The sequence below is a fragment of the Bifidobacterium asteroides genome (assembly GCF_048001765.1).
Taxonomy (GTDB): Bacteria; Actinomycetota; Actinomycetes; order Actinomycetales; family Bifidobacteriaceae; genus Bombiscardovia; species Bombiscardovia asteroides_K.
In genome coordinates, this window is the sequence record NZ_CP181447.1 from 1,208,882 (window position 1) to 1,232,777 (window position 23,896).

Consider the following 23,896-nt stretch of genomic DNA (forward strand, 5'->3'; position numbering starts at 1 on the left):
GTGCTCCTCTCCCTGTCAGCGCATCGATGCCGACCATCTTGGCCTAACCATCCAGCCCGACAAGAATCTATCATACCACTGGTATGTTATGCCTATCTGTTCAAGGATCTTGCCAACTTGACCTTATCTCTTCTGCAGACGGCGGATTGCCTCGTGCTGGATGGCCACCACCGCCTTGGCATCGGCGACTCCAGCTGCGCAGAGCTCCTGCCAGGAAACCCAGGCCGACTGAATATGCTCGCCCGGGTCGAAGTCGGTGGGCCCCTGATGCCAGCGACGCAGGTGCAGGACCACAATGTGGCCGAGCTCGTCGCTCATGCCCAGGGAAGAGTAGACATCGGGAGCAGCATCGATCCAACCGTCTTCTGGATCCAGATGGCTTTCTGAGGCCGGTGCACCCTCAGGTCCAGGCACCAGACCAGTCTCCTCACGCAGCTCGCGCAGAACAGTCTTGGCCGGACTCTCCCCAGGGTCGATGAAGCCGGCTGGCAGGCCGAATACGTAGGCATGAGCACCCACTCGATACTCCCGGGTCAGCAAATAGGCATCGCCGGTGCAGTCGTGCACCAACATAACCACACAGGGGGCGTGGCGAATGAGCTGCCTGTCAATGGTTTCCTTGGAACCGTCACGCCGGAACATGGCCACCTGCTGCTGGTCGATAACGAATATCGGGCCGCGGAAGACCTCCTTGTCATCCATCAGCTCGGGAGCGCGGGTCATATCGATGCCCTTGGGTCCCTGGCCATCGCGGCCGTCCAGTCTGGCAGCCAATCGTGCCTGCAGATCCTGTGCTTCATCGCTCATGAAATCACTCTCCTCAACCATCAACCCTCAGCCATCAGCGCACCACCATGGTCCAGGGGTCGGTGATGATGGATGAGACCTCCACCTGCGGGCGAACACCGGTAGCCGTCTCCAAGGTCCTGGCAATGTCTCCCTTGGCGTAGCGGAACCAGAGACCCTCAATGGCCGAATGCGGTGTATTGATCAGCATGGGTCTGGGCTGATTGGGACGACCGGCCATCCGGGCCTCGTAGAGGGCCTGCTGGTAGGCGTCCGTGGCAGGGTGATGGCGCAGATCGCTGGTGATGTAGACATCGGCCCCCGTGGACCGGACCAGGTCGAACTCGGAGTCTCCCGAGCCGGGCAACAGGGCGACTGTGGAGACCATGGCCTCGGACGGACCAACCGCCTGGACGCCCAGAGCCGTCCTGGGCAGTAGGTCTGCCACATTATGGACCAAATCCTCAAATGGCGTAGGCTTGGGAAGCCGTCCCCAGCGGCCCAGTCCTACCTGAATCCCCTGATCGGCGTGCAGGTCGCGCTTGGAGACCGGCTGAGGGGCCAACGGCCTCGCCTCCTGCAGGTCCAGGGCATCGGCAGCAGCCTGAGCCACGCCACGGTAGGCGGCGTCAGCGTTGGTATGCCCCACCCAGAGCCCGCAGTGGCCTTCAATCAGCTTGGTTACCATATCCCCTCGGAAGTCCAGTCCGGAGACCTGGTGGACCGATCTGAAGAAGAGCGGATGATGGGTGATCAGCAGGTCGGCCTTATGGTCCAGAGCCTCCTGGACCACATCGGGCCGAGGGTCCACGGCGCACCAGATCCGCCTGACCGGCCAGGACGGATCCCCTGCCACCAGACCCGGGTGATCCCAGTCCTCTGCGTAATCCAGAGGGTAGAGCCCCTCAAGCAGATCCACCACCTGGCCCAGAGGCACCGATGGCCTCTGAGCCTCATCCTGCCCATCAGGCATAACAATCCCTCCTCGGATCCTGCTGGGCCCAGGCCACCCCATGTCAGGTCAGTGAGCAGCCAGCTCCCAGTCCTGGCCGATGCCGGTGGACACGTCCAGGGGCACGGCCAATTCAACGGCATGTTCCATGGAATCCTTGACCAGTTTGGTGGCCTTGTCGGTCTCGCCGGGAGCTATCTCCACCAGCAGTTCATCGTGGATCTGCAAGGAGATGCGGCTCTTCAGCCCCTTCTCCGACAAGGCACGGCTGGCCTTGATCATGGCGATCTTCATGATGTCGGCAGCCGACCCCTGGATGGGCGCGTTCAAAGCGGCCCTCTCGGCGGCTTCGCGGGTGGGACGACGCTTGGAGCGCAGCCCGGGGAAGTAACGCCGTCGGCCGAACATGGTCTCGGTGTAGCCCTTCTCCCGGGCGTCGGCCACCAGGGACTCCAGGTACTCATGCACCTTGCCGAAGGTGGCGAAGTACTTGGCGCGCAGCACGTCGGCCGCGGCCGGGCTGATCTTGAGCTGCTGGGCCAGGCCATAGGTGCTCAGGCCATAGGCCAAGCCGTAGCTCATGGCCTTCACGTGGGATCGCTGATCGCCGGTGACCTCCTCCATGGGGATGTCATAGACCAGGCTGGCCACGTACCGGTGGAAGTCAGCGCCAGACTTGAAAGCGTCGATCAGGGCCTGGTCCCCGGAAAGATGGGCCATGATCCGCAGCTCCACCTGGGAGTAGTCAGAGGAGAGCAGCGCCTCATACCCGCTACCAGGCACGAAGGCCGAACGGATCTCGCGGCCTCGGGCATCCCTGTTGGGAATGTTCTGCAGGTTGGGATCGACCGAACTCAGCCGGCCAGTGGCGGCCACAGTCTGCTCGTAGGTGGTGTGCAACCGCCCATCCCGGGGATTGACCGCCTCGCGCAAAGTCTGCACGATCTGCTTGAGCTTGTTGGTCTCCCTGTGCTTGAGCAGCGCACCCAGGAAGTCGTTGGCCCGCTCATTGTTGACCGATTTGATGTAGAGGTCCTGCAGGACCGAGACGTTGGTCGAATAGGACCCGGTCTTGGTCCTGTGGGTGGGCACCAGGCCCATGTCATCGAAAAGCACCTTGCTCAGCTGCTTGGGGCTCTGTAGGTTGACACGGCTGCCGGCCTTATCCCAGGCGATCTCCTGAGCCTGGCGAGCCTCGGCGGCGAACCGGTCGTGCATCTCCTTCAGGCGGGCATCGTCCACCTTGGCGCCCTCGGTCTCCATCTGCGCCAGGACTGCCGAAGTTGGCAGCTCGATGGTGCGTAGCAGACCGTACTGGTGACGCTCGTCCATAAGCTCCTGCAGACGCTCGGAGACCATCATGACGTACTGAGCCTGACGCAGAATCCGGGTCCCCCGTCGGCGTTCGTCCTCATCCTCTCGCCCGTCCAGTGCCAGGGCTCCCTGGGTGGCCTCAGGTTCCTCCTCTACAGGGATGGCCAGGAAATGGGCGACGGCCTGTTCCAGATTGTCGGCATGGAAATCAGGCTCAGCCAGATAGCCTGCCAACTTGGTGTCGAACAGGGGCAGGGGCATGTGCAGGCCCTGGCTCTCCAAGAAGTGCAGATGCTCCTTGTAACCATGGACCACACAGGTGCCGATCCGCTGGTCAATCAGCTCCTGGATGGCCGCGCGCATGTCTTCGTCTATGTCTTCTGCCATCAGGACCAGGCCGTGCCCGCCCATGGAGAGAATGGCCAGCTCCTCCAGACCATAGTCGCCGTGCTTGGCCCAGCCGATGGCGTGGAGAACCCAGTGCTCCTTCATGGCCTCGCTGCATCGCATGGCATTCTGGTCGGAGTCGCCGATATCCTTGACCTTGTCCAGGGAATCGGCCATGGCCTTGACATGGTCTGCCGACCGTCTGCAAAGGGCCTTGTCCGGCAGATGTTTCTCGCACCAGTCCCGCAGCTGGTCACCAGAGTCCGCCTTATCGCGCTCAGGCTGTGTGAACTCCTCCTGTTTGTTGCTGACATCGACCAGTGCCGAGGCTGGAGAGTAATCGTAATCGGCGACGGTATTGAATCCGCGCAGGATCTTCTTTCGGGTCTGCGGACCGAACTGCAGCTGCTCGAAGATGGGCAGGACCTGATCGGTATGGATGGTGCCGAAACGCAGATCCTCCACCTTCACGCCCAGGTCAAGGTCGCGAACCAGGGCGTTGACCTTCCGGTTGAGCCGCACCTGGTCTGCGTTCTCCGCCAGGGCCTGGCCCTTCTTGCCGCCGATCTCGTCGGCGTGCTCCAGAATCGAATCCAGGGATCCGTACTTGTTGATCCACTTGGCGGCATAACCGTCGCCCACCCCCGGCACACCGGGAATGTTGTCGGCTCCCTCGCCGCGCATGGCGGCCAGATCTGGATACTGCTGCGGGGTCACCTTGTAGCGATCCACGATGGCCTGGGGCGTCATGTGCTTGAGGTTCTTGAAGTGGTGGCCCGGGTAGAGCACGGTGATGTCGTCGTCCACCAGCTGGAAGGCATCCCTGTCCCCGGACAGGACCAGGGTCTTGAACCCGGCCTGCTCGCCCATGGTGGCCAAGGTGCCGATGATGTCATCGCCCTCATAGCCTGGCTTTTCGATATAGGTGATGCCCAGCCCCTTGAGCAGGTCCTGAATCAGGGGCAGCTGGCTCAGCAGTTCCTTGGGAGCGGCCTCACGGGTGCCCTTGTACTGGGGCAGCATGGCATTGCGGAAGGTGCCGCCCTTGACGTCAAAGGCCACGCCCATGTGGGTGGGCTTCTCCTTGGCCATGACATCCGCCAGCATGGTGGCAAAGCCCCACACCGCGTTGGTGGGCTGCCCGGTCGAGGTGGTGAAACTCTCGACCGGAAGGGCATAAAAGGCCCGGAAGGCCAGCGAATGTCCATCGACGACCAACAGGGTGCGGCCGTCCTTGTCCTGCTTCTTCGTCTGGTCTTCCATACGAGGGCTAACGGTCGTTCTGGTTGGCCACGTTGTTGATGACCACGTCGGCCACCTCCTGCATGGTCAGCCTGCGGTCCATGGAGGTCTTCTGGATCCAGCGGAAGGCTTCGGACTCGGTCATGCCCATGCTCTCCATGAGCAGACCCTTGGCCCGGTCCACCCGCTTGCGGGCCTCGAAACGGGCCTTCATATCGGTGACCTCGTCCTTCAGGGCGTTGATCTGATCGAAGCGGGAGATGGCCACCTCAAGGGCCGGCAACAGCTTTTCCGGAGCGAAGGGCTTGACCACGTAGGCCATGGCTCCTGCATCAGCCGCCTTCTCGACCAGGCTCTGCTGGGAGAACGCCGTCAGCATAACCACCGGGGCCAGGTTCTCTTTGCCGATCTCAGTGGCTGCGGTAATGCCGTCGGTACCGGGCATCTTCACATCCATAACCACCACGTCGGGCCTCAGCTCGCGAGTCAGATCAATGGCCTCCTGACCGCTGGCCGCCTGGCCGACCACGTCATAGCCGGCATCCTCGAGAGCTTCGACGGTATCGAGCCTGATCAAAGCCTCGTCCTCCGCCACAACCACGGTCCGCCCTTCTGGGGAATCGCTGCGGTTCTTACTCTCTGAAGCCACTTTCAACCTCGTTTCCTGAAAGTCCATCCGATCTTCACCGGAAACCGATGAATGACGGATGGGGTTCGCTTTATCGTGCCCCCGGTGAGACTCGAACTCACACTGCACGGATTTTGAGGCCGTTTCCTCTACCAATTGGGATACGGGGGCTTTTCATTACCACAGAGAATCTACCATACTTTGGCGACGACGCAAGGTTATTCGTGTTGAATCTGCCTTAGAATGAAGACAGTTATGTATACAGGCACATCAGCAGTCGAAGGAGAGCATGATGACCACTCAGATCTATCGACGGTTCGATCCTTGGCGCACCTCCCCCGTCCAGGAGAAGGCCCGCAAGCAAATTATGGACAGCCACTACTTCAGCGTCGACAGGGTCACCTTTGAATCCAGCGACAATCAGACCTTCGATCGCAGCATCGTCAGCGAGAAGCATGGGGACACCATCGCCGTCCTGGCCATCACCGACGACGGGAGGATACCCTTGGTCGAGCAGTACCGCCTGCCCACCCACCGTTGGACCCTTGAGCTGCCGGCCGGCCATCCGCTCAACGATAAAGAAGCCCCCATCGATGTAGCCACCAGACGACTGCGCGAGGAGGCCGGGTACAAGGCTGCCTCCTTTAACCAGTTCGCAAGGTTCATCAACACCCCCAGCTTCTCCACGCAGCACACCACCCTCTTCTATGCCGAGGGCCTAACCCCGGTCCAGCCTGCCAGCCTGGCGCCAGAGACCCCCCATCAAAATGTGCGGCTCTTCACTGTGGATGAGGCCTACGACATGGTGATCGCAGGAACCATACTGGATGCCAAGACCACCATTGCCATCCTTCGGGCCAAGATCGGACTGTCCGACCTGCACTGAGGCAGGAACCCTCACACAACGAACCGGTGACCTGTCCCCCTACCTTGTTAGGCGGGGAAAGACCACCGGTTCTTTGCTGTGTCAGTGCTGAATGACCCTAACGGACCAGCTGCCTGACTGACTCAGTCGACAGTCAGGCAGCAGTCGGGAGAATCAGTCGTTGGCACCCACTGTGTGCACGTAGATGCAGTCGGTGTTTCCTGGCTCATACTCGCCCTGGGCGCTGCTGAGCACCACCAGGCAGTCACCGTCGGAGACCTTGCTCTGCTTCTTCAGGGTGGCGTCCACAAAGGCCATGAGGCCTGCACGGTTGAAGTCGTGGTAGTCCTGTTCGCACATGAAAGCCTCGGTGCCCCAGCTCAGAGCCAGCCAATGATAGGTGTGCTCATCGGTGGTCAGTGCGTAGATGGGGGCAGCAGGACGCTCACGGGAGACGCGGTGCACGGTGTTGCCGGTCTGAGTAAAGGCCACGATGGCCTTGGCGTTGATCTTGTCAGCCAGATCCACGGCGGCGGAGGAGACGGCACCGGAGTTGGACATGTCCAGGTTGTGCATATCCGGGATGCGGTCAAACCCGTGGGTGGTGGCGTACTCGGAGATCCGGGCCATGGTGGAGACAGTGGTGTCGGGGTAGTCGCCCACGGCGGTCTCGTTGGAGGTCATGGTGGCATCGGCGCCGTCCAGGACGGCGTTTGCGCAGTCGGAGGCCTCGGCGCGGCTGGGGATGGGCGAATGAACCATGGAGCCCAGGACCTCAGTGGCGACGATGACCGGCTTGGCATACTGACGGGCCAGCTCGATGCAACGCTTGGTCACCAAGGGGACCTGCTCGAAGGGCATCTCCACGGCCATGTCGCCGCGGGCCACCATGATGCCGTCGAAGGCCTTGACGATCTCCTCAAGGTTCTCAACGGCCTGGGGCTTCTCGATCTTGGCCACGATGGGGATGCGGCGACCCTCCTCGTCCATGATCTCATGGGCGCGGTCGATGTCGGTGGCAAAGCGGACGAAGGACATGGCGATGATATCGGCGCCGGTGCGGATGCCCCAGCGCAGGTCCTCCTCGTCCTTGGGGGTCAGTGCCGGCAGGCTCACGGCCACGCCGGGCAGGTTGATGCCCTTGTGGGAAGAAACCGGGCCAGCCACGACCACCTTGGTGTGGACCTGGTTGCCCTCGACCTTGGTGACCTCCAGACGGACCTTGCCATCATCGATCAGGATGGGATCGCCGGGATGGCAGTCCCCGGGCAGACCCTTGAAAGTCGTGGAGGTCATGTGTTCGTCACCCTCGACATCGTCGGTGGTGATGGTGAACTCCTGGCCCTCCTTGAGGATGACCTTGTCTTCGCCCTGCTCGTTCTTCTTGAACCAGCCACAACGAATCTTGGGACCCTGCAGATCGACCAGGACCGCCACGTTGCGTCCAGTCTCCTTGCTGGCCTGACGCACGTTGTTGTAAACCTTGAGGTGATCTTCGGGGGTGCCGTGGGACCGGTTGAGCCTGGCCACATCCATGCCGGCCCTGACCAGCTTGGTGATGTTATCCAACGACTCCGAAGCCGGCCCGATGGTATCGACGATCTTGGCTTTGCGCATATGCTACCTGCCTGTTCTTTGTATCACTTACCGTTCCATTGTACAGACTCAAGCCGATGGGAACCAGTATTTCCCGTTAGCGCTAACAATCCTTGTGGCTCAAGGGATTGTTAATCACTTTGCTCCCTGTGAAGCTGATTCAAGGGACTGATGGCGGCTCTTGAGCACCGAGGCCAGGGCGGCTATGCCGATGGCCAGGACTATGACCAGCAGGGATGCCCAGGTCGGTATCTCCGGCACGGCTTCCAGGGGCTGTCCTCCATTGATAAAGGGCAAAGTGTTGCCGTGCAGGGCCTCCAAGATCAGCTTGACTCCGATGAAGGCCAGGACCACAGACAGCCCCAGGGGCAGATACTCCAGCTTGTCCAGCAGGGATCCCAACAGGAAGTAGAGCTGCTGAAGGCCCAGCAAGGCGAAGACATTTGACGTGAAGACGATGAAGGGATCCTTGGTCAGTCCAAAGATGGCCGGAATGGAGTCGAAGGCGAACATGACATCAGTGGTGCCGATGGCCAGGAAAACCACCAGCATGGGTGTGAAGTAGCGCTTACCCTCAAAGGTGGTCCGCAGATGCTCACCGTCGTAATGGCTGGTAATGGGAATGACCCGGCGCAGCACCCTGATAAGCCCGTTCTCGTGGTACTCCTCCTTCTCGCCACGGCTGGAGACCATGTTCCAGGCGGTATAGAGCAGAAAGAAGCCGAAAATGAAGAAGACCCAGGTGAAGCGGGTAATCAGCGCCGTTCCGGCCAGGATGAAGACACCGCGCAGCAGCAGGGCGATGGTGATGCCGACGCTGAGCACATAGCGCTGAAGCCGCAGGGGCACAGCGAAATTGCCCATAATGATGACGAAGACAAAGAGGTTGTCGATGCTGAGCGAGTACTCGGTCAGCCAGCCCGAGTAGAACTCGATGGCCGGCTTGGATCCTGCCACCTTCCAGATCAGCGCACCGAAAATCAAGGCCATGACCACAAAGAAGCCAATATGCCTCACACATTCGCCGGTCGATGGCACATGCGGACGCCGCCCGATCACCAGAAGATCGACCACGAAGAAGACGGCAAGCACAACCAGGCTCACAACCATGAACGGCAGAGGTGTCTCGGACATACCACCAGACTTTAGCGGCAAGATATGACGTGCTCATCTCTCGTCCGCATGTCTGGGAATCCTTACGGACGGCGCTCCGGAAAGCGGGTCTGCGATGCTCTTGCCTGACATCACAGACCCGAAACATGGCCGGGGCAGGCCACTAACCAAGGGCTCCGGGCCAAGGGCCGGACTTACTTTTTGGCCTCGGTCATCTGCCGCAGCTCCTTCTTCAGATCCTTGATCTCGTCGCGCAGACGGGCAGCGAGCTCGAACTGCAGCTGTTGTGCAGCCGTGTGCATCTGGTCGCTCAGCTGACGGATCAGGTCGGCAAGGTCCTGTGCCGGCAGACCGGCCTGGAGGATCTCCTGATGCCGCTTGTCGGCCTCCTCCTTGTCGTAGAGGGGCACACCCAGGTGGGAGTTGCCGGCCTTGTTGGCATTGCGGTAGCCGCCCGCCAGCAGGGTCTGGGTGTCCACGTCTTCCTTGGCCAGCATGTCGTTGACGTCGCTGATCTTCTTGATCAACGGCTTGGGATCCACTCCGTGCTCCTTGTTGTAGGCGATCTGCTTGGCCCGGCGACGGTTGGTCTCGCTGATGGCCTTGTCCATGGAGTCGGTGACCTCATCCGCGTACATGATGACCTTGCCGGACACGTTCCTGGCCGCACGGCCGATGGTCTGGATCAGTGAGCGGTAGGAGCGCAGGAAGCCTTCCTTGTCCGCATCCAGAATGGCCACCAGGGAGACCTCGGGCAGGTCCAGACCCTCGCGCAGGAGGTTGATGCCCACGATGACGTCGATCTTGCCCTCACGCAGCTCGCGCAGAAGTTCCACCCTCCGCAGGGTGTCCACGTCAGAGTGCAGATACTCCACCTTGATGTCGCGTTCCAGCAAATAGTCGGTCAGGTCCTCGGCCATCTTCTTGGTCAGCGTGGTCACCAGGACCCGCTCATGGCGATCCACCCGGGTTTTGATCTCGTCCAGAAGGTCGTCCACCTGACCCTTGACAGGCCTGACCTCCACCTCGGGATCCAGGAGGCCGGTGGGCCTGATGACCTGCTCCACCACACCGTCGGACAGGCCCATTTCATAGTCGCCAGGTGTAGCCGACAGGTAGACGGTCTGGCCCACCTTGTCAAGAAACTCGGGCCACTTCAGCGGACGGTTGTCCATGGCCGAGGGCAGTCGGAAGCCATGTTCGACCAGGGTCCGCTTGCGGCTGGCATCCCCCTCGTACATGGCTCCGATCTGGGGAACGGTCACGTGGGACTCGTCGATGACCAGCAGGAAATCGTCGGGGAAGAAGTCCAGCAGGGTGTGGGGCGGTGTCCCGGGTTCGCGCCCGTCGAAGTGGCGGGAGTAGTTCTCCACTCCGGAGCAGGTGCCGATCTGGGTGAGCATCTCCAGATCATAGGTGGTGCGCATGGTCAGTCGCTGGGCCTCCAGCTCCTTGCCCTGCTTGCGCAGCTGGCCCACACGCCAGTCCAGCTCCTCCTTGATGGTCTTCAGGGCGCGCTCCATCCGCTCGGGACCGGCCACATAGTGGGAGGCAGGGAAGATGTGAACGGAGCTCTCATGGGCGATTTCGTCCCCGGTCAGTGGGTGCAGGGTGGAGATGCGGTCGATCTCATCACCGAAGAATTCGATACGGACGGCCAGCTCCTCATAGACGGGGATGATTTCGACCGTGTCGCCGCGCACGCGGAAGGTGCCTCGGGTGAAGGCGATGTCGTTGCGCTTGTACTGCATGTCCACGAACTTGCGCAGCAGGTCGTCCCGGTTGATCCGGTCCCCCTCGTGCAGGAAGAGCATGCGTCCGGCGTACTCCTCGGGCGTGCCCAGGCCATAGATGCAGGAGACGGTGGCCACCACCACGCAGTCCCGCCTGGTCAGCAGGTTGGCCGTGGCGGCGTGCCGTAGCCGCTCCACGTCGTCGTTGATGTTGGAGTCCTTCTCGATGTAGGTATCAGTTTGAGGGATATAGGCCTCAGGCTGGTAGTAGTCGTAGTAGGAGACGAAGTAGGAGACCGCATTGTCTGGCATGAGTTCGCGGAACTCGGCGCAGAGCTGGGCGGCCAGGGTCTTGTTGGGCTCCAGAATCAGAGTGGGCCGCTGCAGGCGCTCGATCAGCCAGGCCGTGGTCGCGGTCTTGCCGGTGCCGGTGGCGCCCATGAGCACCACATCATTCTCACCATTCTCGATCCGCGTAGCCAGTTCCTCGATGGCCTCTGGCTGGTCGCCGGAGGGCTTGTAGGGAGACTTGACCACGAAGGGCTTATTGATCCGCTCAATGTTGAACCCCATGAAACTCCCTTCCAGGATGCGTCATTCGCCGAGGCCGTCAGTCACGGTGCGAGAATCCCTTGGCCAAGGCCTTCAACTCTTTATATATTCTATCAACAGACTCGAACATTTGTTCGATAGGCTGGGACCCGTCCACCAGCAGGTCGGCCTGAGCGCGTCGCGCACTGCTGTTGGTCTGGGAGCCGATGCGCTCAACAGCCTGACTCGTGGTCATATGCCGCTGATTCACCATGCGCGCAATCCTCACCTGGCTGGGGGCCTCTACCAGCAGAACCCTGTCGAAATGAAAAGGTATGGCTGATCGCACCTCGGTCAGCAGAGGCACCTCATGGACCACCACCTCGGAACCCTCCAGCCAGGGCTGCTCGGCCTTGGCGGCCAGGTCATAGACCAGCGGATGGATGATCTCGTCCAGGTCCCTGCGGTCCCGGTCAGCCGTCGGCCCTCCGAAGACCCGTGCAGCCAGGGCTGACCTGTCCACTCCCCCATGTCCGTCCCCGAAGTCTGCTCCGAACCGCTCCAGGACGGACCGAACTCCCGGTCCGCCCGGAGCGATGACCTCGTGGGAGAGCCTGTCGTAATCGATGATCCTGGCCCCGTCCTGAGCCAGCCGAGCCGCCACCGTGCTCTTGCCGGCTGCTATCCCGCCGGTCAATCCCACACGTATCATCCAGACCTCCCGCATATACCTTATGGCGGCACATACAAATGGAGGGGCCCGACCGAGGCCGGACCCCTCCATTCACTACTTAATGCTCACTTCTTTTCCTTGAGCAGCTGCTCGCGCAGGGCGGCCAGCTGGTCGTCGGAGGCCAAGGTGCCCTCGGAGCTGGACTCCGAGCTGTAGTTGGTGGTCTCCTCGGAGCTCTGACGGTGGGAGTGAGAACCGGCGGCAGGCGCCTGGGAGGACCGGCTGTCCTCGGCGGCCGAAGCCTCGGCGTTCTCCAGCTCCTTGGCCACGAAGGCCTTGTGCTGCTCCCAGAGGTCGTGGGCGGCCGCATACTGGGACTCCCACTCCTCGCGCTGCTTCTCGTAGCCGGCGATCCACTCGTTGGTCTCGGGGTCGAAGCCCTCGGGGTACTTGTAGTTGCCGTCCTCGTCGTACTCGGCAGGCATGCCGTAGATGGCCGGATCGAAGTCCTCGGAGGTCGGGTCGACGGAGTCATCGGCCTGCTTGAGGGACAGGGAGATACGGCGGCGATCCAGGTCGACGTCGATGACCTTGACGAAAATCTCCTCGCCCTGCTTGACCACGGTCTCGGGGTTCTCCACGTGGCGGTTGGCCAGCTCGGAGATGTGGACCAGGCCCTCGATGCCGTCCTCGACGGAGACGAAGACGCCGAACTGCACAATCTTGGTGACCTTGCCCTTGACGATCTGTCCTGGCACATGGGTCCGGGCGAAGCGCTGCCAAGGATCTTCCTGGGTGGCCTTCAGGGACAGCGAGATGCGCTCGCGGTCCATATCGACATCCAGCACCTCGACGGTGACCTTGTCGCCCACCTTGACGACCTCGCTGGGGTGATCGATGTGCTTCCAGGAGAGCTCGGAGACGTGGATCAGGCCGTCCACACCGCCCAGGTCGACGAAGGCGCCGAAGTTGACGATGGAGCTGACCGTGCCCTCGCGGATCTGGCCCTTCTTGAGCTGGGCCATGAAGGTCTCGCGCACCTCGGACTGGGTCTCCTCCAGGTACTGGCGGCGGGAGAGGACCACGTTGTTGCGGTTCTTGTCCAGCTCCAGGATCTTGGCCTTGATCTTCTGCCCGATGTAGGGAGACAGGTCGCGCACGCGGCGCATCTCGACCAGGGATGCGGGCAGGAAGCCACGCAGGCCGATGTCGACGATGAGTCCGCCCTTGACGGCCTCGATGACGGTGCCCTCGACGACCCCGTCAGCCTCCTTGATCTTCTCGATGTCGCCCCAGGCACGCTCGTACTGGGCACGCTTCTTGGACAGGATCAGACGACCTTCCTTGTCCTCCTTGGTGACGACCAGAGCCTCGATGGTGTCACCGACCTGGACCACGTCGTCGGGATCGACATCCTTCTTGATGGAAAGCTCGCGGGAGGGAATCACACCCTCGGTCTTGTAGCCGATGTCCAGCAGAACCTCGTCATGGTCGATCTTAACGACCGTCCCCTCGACCAGATCCCCATCGTCGAAGTTCTTGATGGTGGAATCGACTGCCTTGATGAAGTCTTCCTCGGACCCGATGTCATTGACCGCGACCTGGGGGACTTCCTTCTTGTTCTCTGCCATTAATTAAATTGTTTCTTGTATAGTTGGTGGATATTTTTCCGTATTGAGTTATGCGTTCCCGCCGGCGGGCGCGAACATTCTCCATGATAGGAGACACCACGGTCATTGTCGCCGGGGAGCCTCGGGCGTGTCGCCGGCAGGGATTCCTGCGGCCCGCTCAGCGGATTCGACCACATTGACCAGGAGCATGGCCCGGGTCATGGGCCCCACCCCGCCGGGATTGGGCGTGTAGGCGGATGCAGACAGCCTGGCGGCCGGGTCGATGTCGCCCTTGATCCGCCAGCGCCCCTCCTGCTGATCCCAGATCCGGGAGACGCCTACATCCACCAGGACAGCACCCTGGCGAACCTGATCCGGGCCAACCAGCCCTGCCCGGCCCACGGCTGCGATGATTACGTCAGCCATGCGCAGGTGGGCATCAACATCTTTGGTGCGGGTATGGCAAAGCGTCACGGTGGCATCAACCCCGCGGTTGGTCAGAAGCAGCCCGATGGTGCGGCCCACGGTCAGTCCTCGGCCCAACACGCAGACCTCCTTGCCGGTCAGGTCAATCCCGTAATGGTCCAGCAGGTACAGGATTCCCCGCGGAGTGCAGGGCAGGGGGGTCTGCACCCGGCCGTCGGTATGCAGAACCAGCTGGCCCAGGTTGTAAGGATGCATGCCGTCGGCGTCCTTGGCCGGATCGATGCGCTCGATGACCTCAGTGGGATCCACGCCATCGGGCAGGGGCAGCTGGACGATGTAGCCGGTGCAGTCAGGATCCTGGTTGAGCTGGTCCACCGCAGCGAGAATCCGCTCCTTACCGGCATCAGCAGGCAAATCCACTCGGATGGACCGAATGCCTACCTCGCGGCAATCCCGGTGCTTGCCCTCTACATACTTGAGCGAACCGGGGTCATCCCCCACCAGAATGGTCCCCAGGCCAGGAGTGCGTCCCATGGCCGTCAGCCTCGCCACACGAGCGCGCAGGTCCTCCTTGAGTTCCGCAGCCGCCGCTTTTCCGTCCAGTTTCACTGCAGTCAATACATCTCCATCATCCAAGCGGGCACAAACCCTTGTCGAAGTCGTCTGAGCCAGACTAGCGCAGATTCCTCTCCGACTGGAACCACCGTCCAGGAGCCGGTACGGGAAGACTTGGCTGACCAGGTTGCGCGCTGTCCCGTCCACAGCGATAATGAGAATCATGCTCAATAAGAGCAGGATTACCGTTTTGAATCCTTGGTTGCATTGCGGATCCCTGCCGGAAAGGACGTCATGGATACGGACACGGATAGAACATCCAAGCAGGCCTGCATCGTCTTCGACCATGCCGCTATCCGCAGATCCGGTCGACTGATCTGGTCGGAGGGGACCTTCACCATTCCATCGGGGACCGTGACCGCCATCGTGGGCACCAACGGCACCGGCAAGACCAGCATGATGCAGGCCGAGCTGGGTCTGCTCCCCCTGGATGCCGGCAGTCTGCAGGTCCTGGGGCAGCCGGCCGGCCAGGCCAACGACCGTATCGGCTACGTGCCGCAGAGTTATACCTCGGACATCGACTCCAATCTGACAGCCGAACAGTCCGTCCTGCTGGGGCTGACCGGCACCCGCTTCGGCATCCACCCCGTCACCCGGCAGGACCGCGAGCGCGCCAGAAAGGCCATGCGCTTCGTCGGCGTGGAGGACAGGGCCCACCTGCGCCTCTCCCAGCTCTCCGGAGGCCTGCGCCAGCGGGTGGCCATAGCCCAGGCCCTGGTCTGCGATCCTGATCTGCTCATGCTTGACGAGCCCCTGGCCAATCTGGACCTGGCCGGGCAGCGCGCCACCGTCCACCTGCTGGCACAGCTCAACAGCCGTCTGGGCATGACCATCCAGGTGGTGGCCCATGACCTGAACATGCTGCTGCCTGTGCTGACCGGGGCGGTCTACCTGCTGGACGGACACCCCCACTACGCCCGCATGGACGACGTGCTGGACTCGGACCTGCTCACCCACCTCTACGGCACCAAGGTGGAGGTGGTCACCACTCCCCAGGGGGACATGTTCGTGGCCCCCGACATGGACGAGCCGATCGGACCCGTCCACAATCGCTACCAACCCAGCCAGGTGGCCCGCCTGCACGGGACGGACCGGGAAAGGACCTCATGACCACACCAGTCTTCGACCCCCATTGGATGGAGATCCTCGCGGCCCCCTTCATGCGCAACGCCATGGTGGCTGGATTGTGCATCGCCGTGGCCGCCGGAGCCATGGGCTACTTCACCATCGCCAGACACTCCACCTTCGCCGCCCACGCCCTGGCCCATATCGGCCTGCCCGGCGCCACTGGAGCCGTCCTGCTGGGGCTGCCTGTCTCTGCCGGCATGGGCCTGTTCGCCCTGGGAGGGGCGCTGGTCATCGGAGCCCTAGGCAAACGGGCCTCCCAGAGGGAGATCGCCACGGGCACGGTCCTGGCCTTCGCCACCGGCCTGGGACTCTTCTTCGCCAGGATGTCCAGTTCGGCCTCCCAGCAGATGCAGGCCATCCTCTTCGGATCCATCCTGACCATCACCCGGGGGCAGGTCATCGGCTTCATCATTTTCGATGCAATCCTGCTGATCCTGTTGGCCCTGATCTACCGACCTCTGCTCTTCAGTTCCCTGGATGAGCAGGTGGCACAGGCCCGCGGCGTGCCCATCGGGCTGATGAACCTGACCTTCATGGCCATCATGGCCGGGGTCATCACCATCGCCGTACCAGCTGTGGGGACCCTGCTCATCTTCGCCCTGGTCGTCACCCCGGCGGCCACGGCCAACATCCTGGTAGCCTCTCCCCTACGGGCCATGCTCCTGTCGGGACTGATCTGCCTGGCTTCCATCTGGGGAGGCCTGGTGATTTCAGCCATGGTGCCGGCTCCTCCAAGCTTCATCATCGTGACCCTCTCCACCCTCTTCTGGGCTCTGGCCAAGGGATGGGCGGCCCTGCGCGCCTGATGCCGGTCAGTCCACCAGCGCAGTGGCCATGACGGCGATGCCCTCGTCGTGACCGGTAAAGCCCATGCCATCAGTGGTGGTGGCGGTCAGCCGAACCGGTGCCCCGACGGCCTGGCTCATGGCTTGCTGGGCCAGGTGACGGCGGGAGGAAATTCTGGGGCGCTGGCCGACGATGACCAGGGAGGCGTTGAGCAACCTGCGACCGTGCTCATGCAGGCTGTCCATGGTCTTCTCCAGCATGGCCGCCCCGTGCATTCCCGCTCCGGGGGCCTGTGCTCCCAGGCCGAACAGGGTGCCGATATCGCCCAGGCCGGCGGCTGACAGGACGGCATCAATCAGCGCATGGGCGGCTACATCGCCGTCAGAATCTCCCAGCAGGCCGGGGGTTCCGTCATTCCAGGACAGGCAGGCCAGCCAGAGGGGACGCTCACCAGTTGGATCGAAGCGATGCGCGTCAAAACCCAGTCCGACGCTTGGATGGCCCATGACCAGTCCCGACCTCAGCGCTTGGCCTTGGTCTTACCCTTGCCCTTGTTCTTGGCGGCCTCCTGGGCCACCCGTGCCAGGGTCTTGGAAGCCGGCTCCTTGGGGGATTTGGTATGGTGCTTGTCGTCACCGGGCATGGGCTCCGCATAACCCAGGTTGACGTCCAGCAGACGCTGGGCCTCGTCCTCGTCCAGCTTCTCGGACAGGGCAATCTCGGAGGTCAGGATCTTGCGGGCCTTGATCAGCATCCGCTTCTCGCCCGCCGACAGCCCATGTTCGTCCACGTCGCGCTGGGAGAGGTCGCGCACCACCTCGGCGATCTTGTTGACCTCGCCGGTGGCGATCTTCTCCACATTCAGCTTGTAACGGCGGGACCAGTTCATCTCCTTCTCCTCGACCACCGGGGTACGCAGGATCTCGAAGACCTTGGCCACCGCCTTGGCGTCGACGATGTCCCTGACACCCACCTTGGCCGCGTTCTCGACGGGGACGTTAATGACCAGCCCATCAGAGGAGAGCACGGACAGCTGCAGGTACTTGCGGGTGACGCCCTTGACTGTCCGTTCGGTGATGGCATCCACCCTGGCGGCCCCATGACGCGGATAGACGACCATGTCACCGACCTTGTAACCCATATGTCCTCCAGAACGAGTCGATAAAATACCATATAATAATGTCATTGCGCATGGACTTGCCGACGGGGCTCGGAGGCGACGCGATTCTCTGCGAGCACACTTCCCCTGGAGGCTCTGAAGACTATTCTGGAAGAAACGACGGTGGTGGAACGAATGCCGACAAGGCTCCACCCCGCATGACGAGCATCGTTTTGCGGATCAGTGATCGAAGACAGAGGTAGGCATGATCAAAAACACAAGCCGTTACACTACACCCAGCACCATCCTGGTGGTTGAGGACGAACCCACCCTGGCCACCGCCATCGCCCAGCGCATCACCGCCGAAGGGTGGACGGCACGGGTGGCCTCGGACGGTGCCAGCGCCGTGCAGGCCGCATCCCAGATCAAACCTGACCTGGTCATCATGGACATCATGTTGCCCGTCATGGATGGACTGGAGGCCACCAAGCGGATCGTGGCCGAGCGGCCGGTGCCGGTGCTGATTCTGACTGCCAGGGACGACGAGGCCGACAAGGTGACCGGTCTGGGCGCCGGAGCCGACGACTACATGACCAAGCCCTTCTCCATGCGCGAGCTGATCGCCCGTTGCAAGGCCCTCCTGCGCCGGGTGGAGCGCGCCAAGGTCATCGCCAAGAACTCCGAGAACGAGAAGGTACTGGACTTCGGATCCCTGGTCATCGACCCAGCCCAGCGCATCGTAACCCTGCGTGGGGAGCAGATTCACCTGACCCCCACCGAATTCGATCTGCTGGCCACGCTGGCCCGTCGGCCCAAGTCCGTACTCACCCGTGAGAAGCTGCTGGAGGAGGTCTGGGACTGGGTGGATGCCTCGGGCACCAGGACGGTGGACTCCCACGTCAAGGCTCTGCGCCACAAGCTGGGTTCGCAGATGATTCGCACCGTGCATGGTGTGGGCTACGCCTTCGAACCGCCCGAGGACCAGGAGCAGGAGAAAGACCAGCGGTAGCGACCGCGGATGCACACTATGAGCAAGGACGGCAAAGGCCGGCGCAAGGGGCCCAGCCTGAGTGCGCGGGTGGACCGCGAACGGCCCATCGGATCCTTCGCCTCACTGAAGGTGGAGCTGAGCGTCCTGATCATCATCTCCACAGCCATCGCCTTCGTGATGGCCTGGTTCCTGCTGAAGATGGGCTGGAGCGGCTGGATCGCCATGCCGCTGACCCTGGTGGTGGCCCTGGGGATCACCTATTTCTTCTCCCGGGGGCTCACCGCTCCCCTGCGGCAGATGCGGGATGCGGCCGAGGCCATGGCCGACGGGGACTACACGGTCCGGGTCCACGCCACGACGACCAGCCATGACGAGGTGGGGCTCCTGGCTCAGTCCTTCAACGAGATGGCCGAGGAGCTCCAACACGCCGACCAGATGCGCCGGGACATGGTGGCCAATGTCAGCCACGAGCTGCGCACCCCCGTCTCGGCCCTGCAGGCCATGGTGGAGAACATGGCGGACGGGGTGACCGAGCCCACGCCAGCCAACCTGGAGGGGATCCTGGAGCAGACCCACCGCCTGTCCGATCTGATTGCCTTCCTGCTGGACCTGTCGAGGATGGAGGCCGGGGCCGCCAGCCTGCAGATCGAGGACTTCGACTTCGGGGACTTCATTGACGAGACCCTTCAGCCTCTGGCCATAGCCGACGCCGGGCACGCCCACGACATCCAGGTGGACCTGGAGAAGGGGCTGAGAATGGAGGGCGACCAGGACCGGTTGCGTCAGCTCTTCACCAACGTTATCAGCAACGCCCTGAAGCACTCGGCCGACGGCACCACGGTGCTGATCCAGGCCCACGAGGACCGGCAGCAGGAGGCCATAGTCACCAACGTGGTCAACTTCGGCTCGCAGATACCCCCCGAGGCCCGCACCGACATCTTCCGGCGCTTCGTCAAGGGCAAGGCGGGACCGGGCACGGAGTCGGGAGGCACCGGGCTGGGGCTGTCCATCGCCCGCTGGGCGGCCCAGCTGCACGGAGGCCAGGTGCAGGTGGTGGATGATCCGCGCGGAGCGGACTTCGAGATCACCCTGCCCAGATATCACCGCGATCCCGACGAGGACGAGGGGGACGGGGATCGCTCCGGCGGGTCCGACGCGCCGCATTGACGGGGAGGCACACCTCGACACATAATGAAATCGAACATTTGTTCGAATGCCATCGAGTTCGAGGTGTGCCATGGTCGCTACCATTCATGGGTCGCCGGATGCGGCCCCTGCTTCCCTGCCGGAGTGCCGGGTCGATGCCCTGAGCCTCTTCCGAGGACATCCCAGCCCTGTCCCGCAGGCCCTGGAGGCCGTCCACGCCGGCTTCCCCTCAGTGGCCCAGGACTACTTCAGCGGCGACTTCAGCTTCGACCAGAACGTCATCGTCCACCCCGACTCCACCTTCATCATCCATGTGGCCGGCGATTCCATGACCGGCGCCGGCATCTTCGATGGGGACCTGCTGGTGGTCGACCGGTCCCTGGAGCCGCGCGAGGGAGACATTGTCATCGCCATCCTGGACGACGAGCTGCTGGTCAAACGGCTGGCCAGGCGCAAAGGAAGGACCATGCTGCGGGCCGAGAACCCCGCCTACCCCGACTTCCTGCCCCAGGAGGGCGAGGAACTGGTCATCTGGGGGGTGGTCATCGGCAACTACCACTGGCAGCGGGTGGATGCCAAGGGTGAATCCCGGAGCGACTCTCCCCTGCCGCAGGTCACCTATCCCGGACATACCCCGCACGGACGCGGGCGCACGGGAAGTCAAAGCCGGAAGCCCGTCTACCCTTCCACGGGCTGGGGGTCGGCATGAGCGCGCAGAGACCGGACGATCCTGCAGGCGGGACCGCTCTGACCAGTCAGGTGGTCCTGGCCGACGCCAACTCTTTCTTTGCCTCCTGCGAGGCAGTCTTCGACCCCTCCCTGGCTGACCGTCCGGTGGTCGTGCTGTCCAACAACGACGGCTGCGTGGTGGCCCGCAACCGCCCGGCCAAGGCCCTGGGCATCACCAACGGCACACCCTGGTTCACCATTCGTGAACGGGCCCTGCAGGACGGGGTGGTGGCCCGCAGCTCCAACTATGAGCTCTACGCCAGCCTCTCCAGGCGCATGATGGCCATCATGGCCCATTTCCTGCCCAACCAGGAGGTCTACTCCATCGACGAGTGCTTCATGGACAGCATCTGGAACGACAGGCGCACTGTCGAAATCTGCCGGGAACTGCGCGCCGCGGTCCTGCGATCCACCGGCATTCCCGTCAGCGTGGGGGTGGCACCCACCAAAACCCTGGCCAAGGTGGCCAACCACTGGGCCAAGGATCACCCCTCGACCGAGGGGATCACCCTCTGGAGCCAGGTGGAGGCCCAGTATGGCGACCAGGCTCTGGCATCGGTGCCCGTCGACCAGGTCTGGGGGGTGGGTCGACGGCTGACCGGCAGGCTCATGGGCATGGGCATCACTACCGCCCTGGATCTGCGCGATGCCGATCCCTCTCTGATCCGGCACCGGTTCTCCGTCATGCTGCAGCGCACCGTGCTGGAATTGAGGGGACGGCCCTGCATCGAGCCCGAAGGAGATGCCGCCAGGGGCGTACGCACCAATCAGATTTTGTGCTCGCGCATGTTCTCCCACCCTATAGAGGGCTACGCCACCCTGGCCCAGGCGTTGAGCATATACGCCCAGAAAGCCTGCCGCCGTCTGCGTCGGCAGCATGGCCTGTGCGGAAAAGTGCAGGTTTTCTGCTCCACCAGCCCCTATGCGCCCCAGCAATTCTGCGCAGCCGGCCGGACCGTCGTCCTGGAGGATCCCAGCGACGATCCGCTGGTCATCGCTGGCGCAGCCAGCCGGGCGCTCAAGGGCCGGGTGGATCCGCACGCCCGCTGGATCCGGGCCGGGGTGGTTCTACTGGACCTGACCGATGCCGACCACTTCCACACCCTGGAAGGCCTGGATGCAGCCCGGGACACCCATGGTCTGGGGGATGTCCTGGAGGATGCCACCCGTCGTTTTGGCCCCTTCCGTGTGGGCGTAGGCTACGGAGGCATCCGTGGCCAGGGCCGGGGCGACGAGGACACAGGGGCCGATTGGGCCATGAACCGGGGCATGCTCTCCCCCCGATCCACCACCCGTTGGGATGAGATGGCCGTGGCTCAGGCCCGTTAGAGATCCTCATGGCCGGGAGGAACGGCCGCCAGAGCCAAGGCAGCCAGCGGCAGGGCACCTGCGGCCTCCAGGGCACGGGCGCACTGGCGGATTGTGGATCCCGTAGTGATGATGTCGTCCACCACCAGGACGGGATGACCGGCCAGCTGTGAGGGATCCGCAATCGCAATCCGGCCTGCCAACCGACGCGAACGGTTCCGACGGCCGCCCGCCTGGACAGACTTGGTTCTCACGGAGTTCATGATCAGAGCCGGTCCCACCCGGGCGTCCAAACCCAGCCGCTGTAGGGCCTGGACCAGGGATAGAAGGATCGGCTGCAGATGAACCCTCCCCCGCCTTCGCAGGGAGGCGGCCGAGGATGGGGCGGGAACCACCAGAATCGCCTTCGCAGGCTTGGATCGGAGCAGAGGATCGATCAGCCTGGACAGGGCCGGAGCCAGACCGGCCATGGCCTGGCCCAAGGGTCCATCCAGGGGCCGGTTGTCGTGGTCCTTCCAGGCCAGAATGATCCGCCGGACGGGTCCGCGATATGGAGCGCAGGCCAGGGCCAGACCAAGGGCATAGGCGGGAGCAGGCACGGACAGAGGTCGGAAGAGCAGGAATCCGCAAGCGGGACAGAGCAAGAAATCAGGACGGTCACAGCCGGCGCAGGCCCGAGGAGCCAGCAGGTCTAGGGCCGAACCCGCCAAAGCTGTGGTCACGGCACAAATGGCCTGGCGGAGTCGGCCGGATTGCAATGAATGGTTGCGCATATCGTCCAGCCAACCCTCGAACAGTGAGAATAGGCAAGCAGAGAAAGCCATGTGCATGAACAGGCATCTGTTCACAGGCTCGCCGTTCACAGACTGGTCTGCGGACAGGTTCAGCAGGTTCAGGCCAGGTCAGCTTCCAGGGCCCGGATCAAATCCAAGGCATCAGCAGGATTGTGCACACGCAGTGCCATGGCCCCGGCTTCAGCCGCAGGATAATCGTTGCCGTCCGGATCCATCCGGTCGCCCACGAAGGCGATCTGGCCGACATCCACGCTCAGTATCTTGGCCAGGGAGGTCATGGCGTAGGCCTTGTCGATACCCTTGGCCGAAATGTCCACGCTGGTGGAGCCGCCGGATCGCACCTGCAGGTGAGGCAGATCAGCAGCCACAGCCCGGGCCAGGGCATCCTTGCGGCTGTTGTCCGGATCCCAGGCTTCCTTGGCTTGGACGGGTGCCTGCTGTCCCAGTGCTGAAAAGGTTATCTGGCTGCCGCGATCCTCGATGCGAGGACCCCAGACCTGCTCCTCCCAGTCGCCCAGCTGCCTGGCCCTGCGCTCCAGACTGGCCTCGGCAGCCTGCCGGTCCTGGGCGCTCAGGTCATGGGCGTAGACGCAATTCCAGCTTCCGTCCTGCCAGCGGTAGTAGCGGGTGCCGCTGGTGGGCATCAGATGCAGCTGGTCGAAACGGGTATCGTCGGGCAGGGCATCCAACACCTGGTCGCGGAACTGGCTGAACCGCCCGCCAGAGACGATGGCCACGGGCCGAAGCCGGGTCAGGGCGGCGAAATGGACGGCCATGGTCTGGTCCATGCGGGTCTTGGACAGTGCCAGGGTATTGTCCAGATCGAAGGCCAACACCCGTGCCCGTGCGCAGATGGACCTTATGTCTTGGCTGCCCCACCAGGCCACATTCACCGCACCGTCCTCCGCCATGATTGCTCCCATCCGCTTGTCGATCATCGCTCCATGCTACAAGACACCCTAAATCGAAAATGCCTCCGAGTCGGGAGCTATGGTGAGTGTCATGATCAACGATCAGCCGCCTTGGGCCCGCACCGTTTACCGGGACAGCCATGGCCGTGGAATCCGTCGGCCCACCTTCGGCACCCGCCTACCCCGCTATCGCACCAGATGCGGAATCTTCGACGATCTGACCGCAGCCCAGATCCGGCGGCTGGGCGCCGGCTGGCCTCAACTGGTCAAGCCCGTCCAATTCGCGGTCGAGGATGTGCCGCCCTCCGACCCCACCCCCTGGGAGGACAGGTCGGACCTCTTCTCACGCAGTTTCCCGGCAGGCCGCGGCATTCCCGCAAGAATCGTCCTCTACCGGATGCCCATCCAGAGCAAGACCAGGGACCGCACGGAGCTGGAGCTGATCATCCGTGACGAGCTGGTCCTGCAGTTGGCTGACCTCTACGGACGCGACCCCGAGGAGATCGACCCCATGTGGGGACGCTGAAGGCTGA

General features: G+C 62.8%; 22 protein-coding genes and 1 tRNA gene. 8 read left to right on the forward strand and 15 right to left on the reverse strand.

The window, feature by feature from the left end:
- Positions 1-123 precede the first annotated feature (123 nt).
- From ACNAOV_RS04760 to ACNAOV_RS04780, 5 genes are all read right to left on the reverse strand, one after another.
- The gene (locus tag ACNAOV_RS04760) at positions 124-807 is read right to left on the reverse strand and encodes an NUDIX hydrolase (protein WP_416516814.1); all 684 of its coding nucleotides are present in this window, start codon (positions 805-807) and stop codon (positions 124-126) included.
- A 34-nt stretch (positions 808-841) separates the two neighbouring features.
- Positions 842-1,759, reverse strand: a complete 918-nt coding sequence (locus tag ACNAOV_RS04765; protein ID WP_416516815.1) for a Nif3-like dinuclear metal center hexameric protein — start codon at positions 1,757-1,759, stop codon at positions 842-844.
- 48 nt (positions 1,760-1,807) lie between these two features.
- Entirely contained in the window at positions 1,808-4,702 is a 2,895-nt protein-coding gene (polA, locus tag ACNAOV_RS04770; RefSeq protein WP_416516816.1) for a DNA polymerase I, read from the reverse strand.
- A 7-nt stretch (positions 4,703-4,709) separates the two neighbouring features.
- Positions 4,710-5,357 carry an ANTAR domain-containing response regulator gene (locus ACNAOV_RS04775; protein ID WP_015021953.1) on the reverse strand — a complete coding sequence of 216 codons (648 nt, stop codon included), beginning with the start codon at positions 5,355-5,357 and terminating at the stop codon, positions 4,710-4,712.
- 49 nt (positions 5,358-5,406) lie between these two features.
- Positions 5,407-5,480: transfer RNA gene (locus tag ACNAOV_RS04780), tRNA-Leu, on the reverse strand.
- Between the two features lie 121 nt (positions 5,481-5,601).
- Here ACNAOV_RS04780 and ACNAOV_RS04785 point away from each other — a divergent pair.
- The gene (locus tag ACNAOV_RS04785) at positions 5,602-6,195 is read left to right on the forward strand and encodes an NUDIX domain-containing protein (protein WP_024627356.1); all 594 of its coding nucleotides are present in this window, start codon (positions 5,602-5,604) and stop codon (positions 6,193-6,195) included.
- Between the two features lie 153 nt (positions 6,196-6,348).
- On the opposite strand, the gene pyk is transcribed toward ACNAOV_RS04785, so the two are convergent.
- From pyk to ACNAOV_RS04815, 6 genes are all read right to left on the reverse strand, one after another.
- A complete protein-coding gene (pyk, locus tag ACNAOV_RS04790; protein ID WP_416516817.1) occupies positions 6,349-7,791 on the reverse strand; it encodes a pyruvate kinase in 1,443 nt (480 codons plus the stop codon).
- A 114-nt stretch (positions 7,792-7,905) separates the two neighbouring features.
- Positions 7,906-8,904, reverse strand: coding sequence for a TerC family protein (locus ACNAOV_RS04795; RefSeq protein WP_416516818.1), 999 nt, complete (start codon positions 8,902-8,904; stop codon positions 7,906-7,908).
- A 173-nt stretch (positions 8,905-9,077) separates the two neighbouring features.
- A complete protein-coding gene (uvrB, locus tag ACNAOV_RS04800) occupies positions 9,078-11,189 on the reverse strand; it encodes an excinuclease ABC subunit UvrB (RefSeq protein WP_416516819.1) in 2,112 nt (703 codons plus the stop codon).
- Positions 11,190-11,226: 37 nt separating this feature from the next.
- Complete coding sequence (gene coaE / locus ACNAOV_RS04805) at positions 11,227-11,859, reverse strand: dephospho-CoA kinase (protein ID WP_416516820.1); 633 nt, start codon at positions 11,857-11,859, stop codon at positions 11,227-11,229.
- An 86-nt stretch (positions 11,860-11,945) separates the two neighbouring features.
- The gene (gene rpsA / locus ACNAOV_RS04810) at positions 11,946-13,451 is read right to left on the reverse strand and encodes a 30S ribosomal protein S1 (protein WP_110413025.1); all 1,506 of its coding nucleotides are present in this window, start codon (positions 13,449-13,451) and stop codon (positions 11,946-11,948) included.
- A 102-nt stretch (positions 13,452-13,553) separates the two neighbouring features.
- Complete coding sequence (locus ACNAOV_RS04815; RefSeq protein ID WP_416518152.1) at positions 13,554-14,474, reverse strand: bifunctional methylenetetrahydrofolate dehydrogenase/methenyltetrahydrofolate cyclohydrolase; 921 nt, start codon at positions 14,472-14,474, stop codon at positions 13,554-13,556.
- A 231-nt stretch (positions 14,475-14,705) separates the two neighbouring features.
- Between ACNAOV_RS04815 and ACNAOV_RS04820 the strand changes: the two genes are divergently transcribed.
- Both ACNAOV_RS04820 and ACNAOV_RS04825 read left to right on the forward strand, forming a co-directional pair.
- The gene (locus ACNAOV_RS04820) at positions 14,706-15,581 is read left to right on the forward strand and encodes an ABC transporter ATP-binding protein (protein ID WP_416516821.1); all 876 of its coding nucleotides are present in this window, start codon (positions 14,706-14,708) and stop codon (positions 15,579-15,581) included.
- Positions 15,578-16,405, forward strand: coding sequence for a metal ABC transporter permease (locus ACNAOV_RS04825; protein WP_416516822.1), 828 nt, complete (start codon positions 15,578-15,580; stop codon positions 16,403-16,405). The genes ACNAOV_RS04820 and ACNAOV_RS04825 overlap by 4 nt, the downstream gene beginning before the upstream one ends.
- Before the next feature lie 6 nt (positions 16,406-16,411).
- Here the strand turns inward: ACNAOV_RS04825 and ispF are convergent, their stop codons facing one another.
- On the reverse strand, positions 16,412-16,891 hold the full coding sequence (ispF, locus tag ACNAOV_RS04830; protein WP_416516823.1) for a 2-C-methyl-D-erythritol 2,4-cyclodiphosphate synthase: 480 nt from the start codon (positions 16,889-16,891) through the stop codon (positions 16,412-16,414).
- Between the two features lie 14 nt (positions 16,892-16,905).
- Positions 16,906-17,526 (reverse strand): CarD family transcriptional regulator, encoded by a 621-nt coding sequence (locus ACNAOV_RS04835; RefSeq protein ID WP_045935472.1) that lies wholly within the window; start codon positions 17,524-17,526, stop codon positions 16,906-16,908.
- Between the two features lie 223 nt (positions 17,527-17,749).
- Here ACNAOV_RS04835 and ACNAOV_RS04840 point away from each other — a divergent pair, with 223 nt between their 5' ends.
- The 4 genes from ACNAOV_RS04840 to ACNAOV_RS04855 all read left to right on the forward strand — a co-directional run bounded on the left by ACNAOV_RS04840 (position 17,750) and on the right by ACNAOV_RS04855 (position 21,679).
- The gene (locus ACNAOV_RS04840; RefSeq protein WP_198219964.1) at positions 17,750-18,493 is read left to right on the forward strand and encodes a response regulator transcription factor; all 744 of its coding nucleotides are present in this window, start codon (positions 17,750-17,752) and stop codon (positions 18,491-18,493) included.
- Between the two features lie 18 nt (positions 18,494-18,511).
- Positions 18,512-19,642, forward strand: coding sequence for a sensor histidine kinase (locus ACNAOV_RS04845; RefSeq protein ID WP_416518153.1), 1,131 nt, complete (start codon positions 18,512-18,514; stop codon positions 19,640-19,642).
- Between the two features lie 70 nt (positions 19,643-19,712).
- Positions 19,713-20,330 carry a LexA family protein gene (locus ACNAOV_RS04850; protein ID WP_416516824.1) on the forward strand — a complete coding sequence of 206 codons (618 nt, stop codon included), beginning with the start codon at positions 19,713-19,715 and terminating at the stop codon, positions 20,328-20,330.
- Entirely contained in the window at positions 20,327-21,679 is a 1,353-nt protein-coding gene (locus ACNAOV_RS04855) for a DUF4113 domain-containing protein (protein WP_416516825.1), read from the forward strand. The genes ACNAOV_RS04850 and ACNAOV_RS04855 overlap by 4 nt, the downstream gene beginning before the upstream one ends.
- On the opposite strand, the gene ACNAOV_RS04860 is transcribed toward ACNAOV_RS04855, so the two are convergent.
- Positions 21,676-22,431 carry a ComF family protein gene (locus tag ACNAOV_RS04860; RefSeq protein WP_416516826.1) on the reverse strand — a complete coding sequence of 252 codons (756 nt, stop codon included), beginning with the start codon at positions 22,429-22,431 and terminating at the stop codon, positions 21,676-21,678. The two genes, ACNAOV_RS04855 and ACNAOV_RS04860, sit on opposite strands and share 4 nt — an antisense overlap.
- Positions 22,432-22,550: 119 nt before the next feature.
- Positions 22,551-23,390, reverse strand: coding sequence for an HAD-IIB family hydrolase (locus tag ACNAOV_RS04865; RefSeq protein ID WP_416516827.1), 840 nt, complete (start codon positions 23,388-23,390; stop codon positions 22,551-22,553).
- A gap of 64 nt (positions 23,391-23,454) precedes the next feature.
- Here ACNAOV_RS04865 and ACNAOV_RS04870 point away from each other — a divergent pair, with 64 nt between their 5' ends.
- Entirely contained in the window at positions 23,455-23,889 is a 435-nt protein-coding gene (locus ACNAOV_RS04870; RefSeq protein ID WP_029678500.1) for a metallopeptidase family protein, read from the forward strand.
- Positions 23,890-23,896 lie beyond the last annotated feature (7 nt).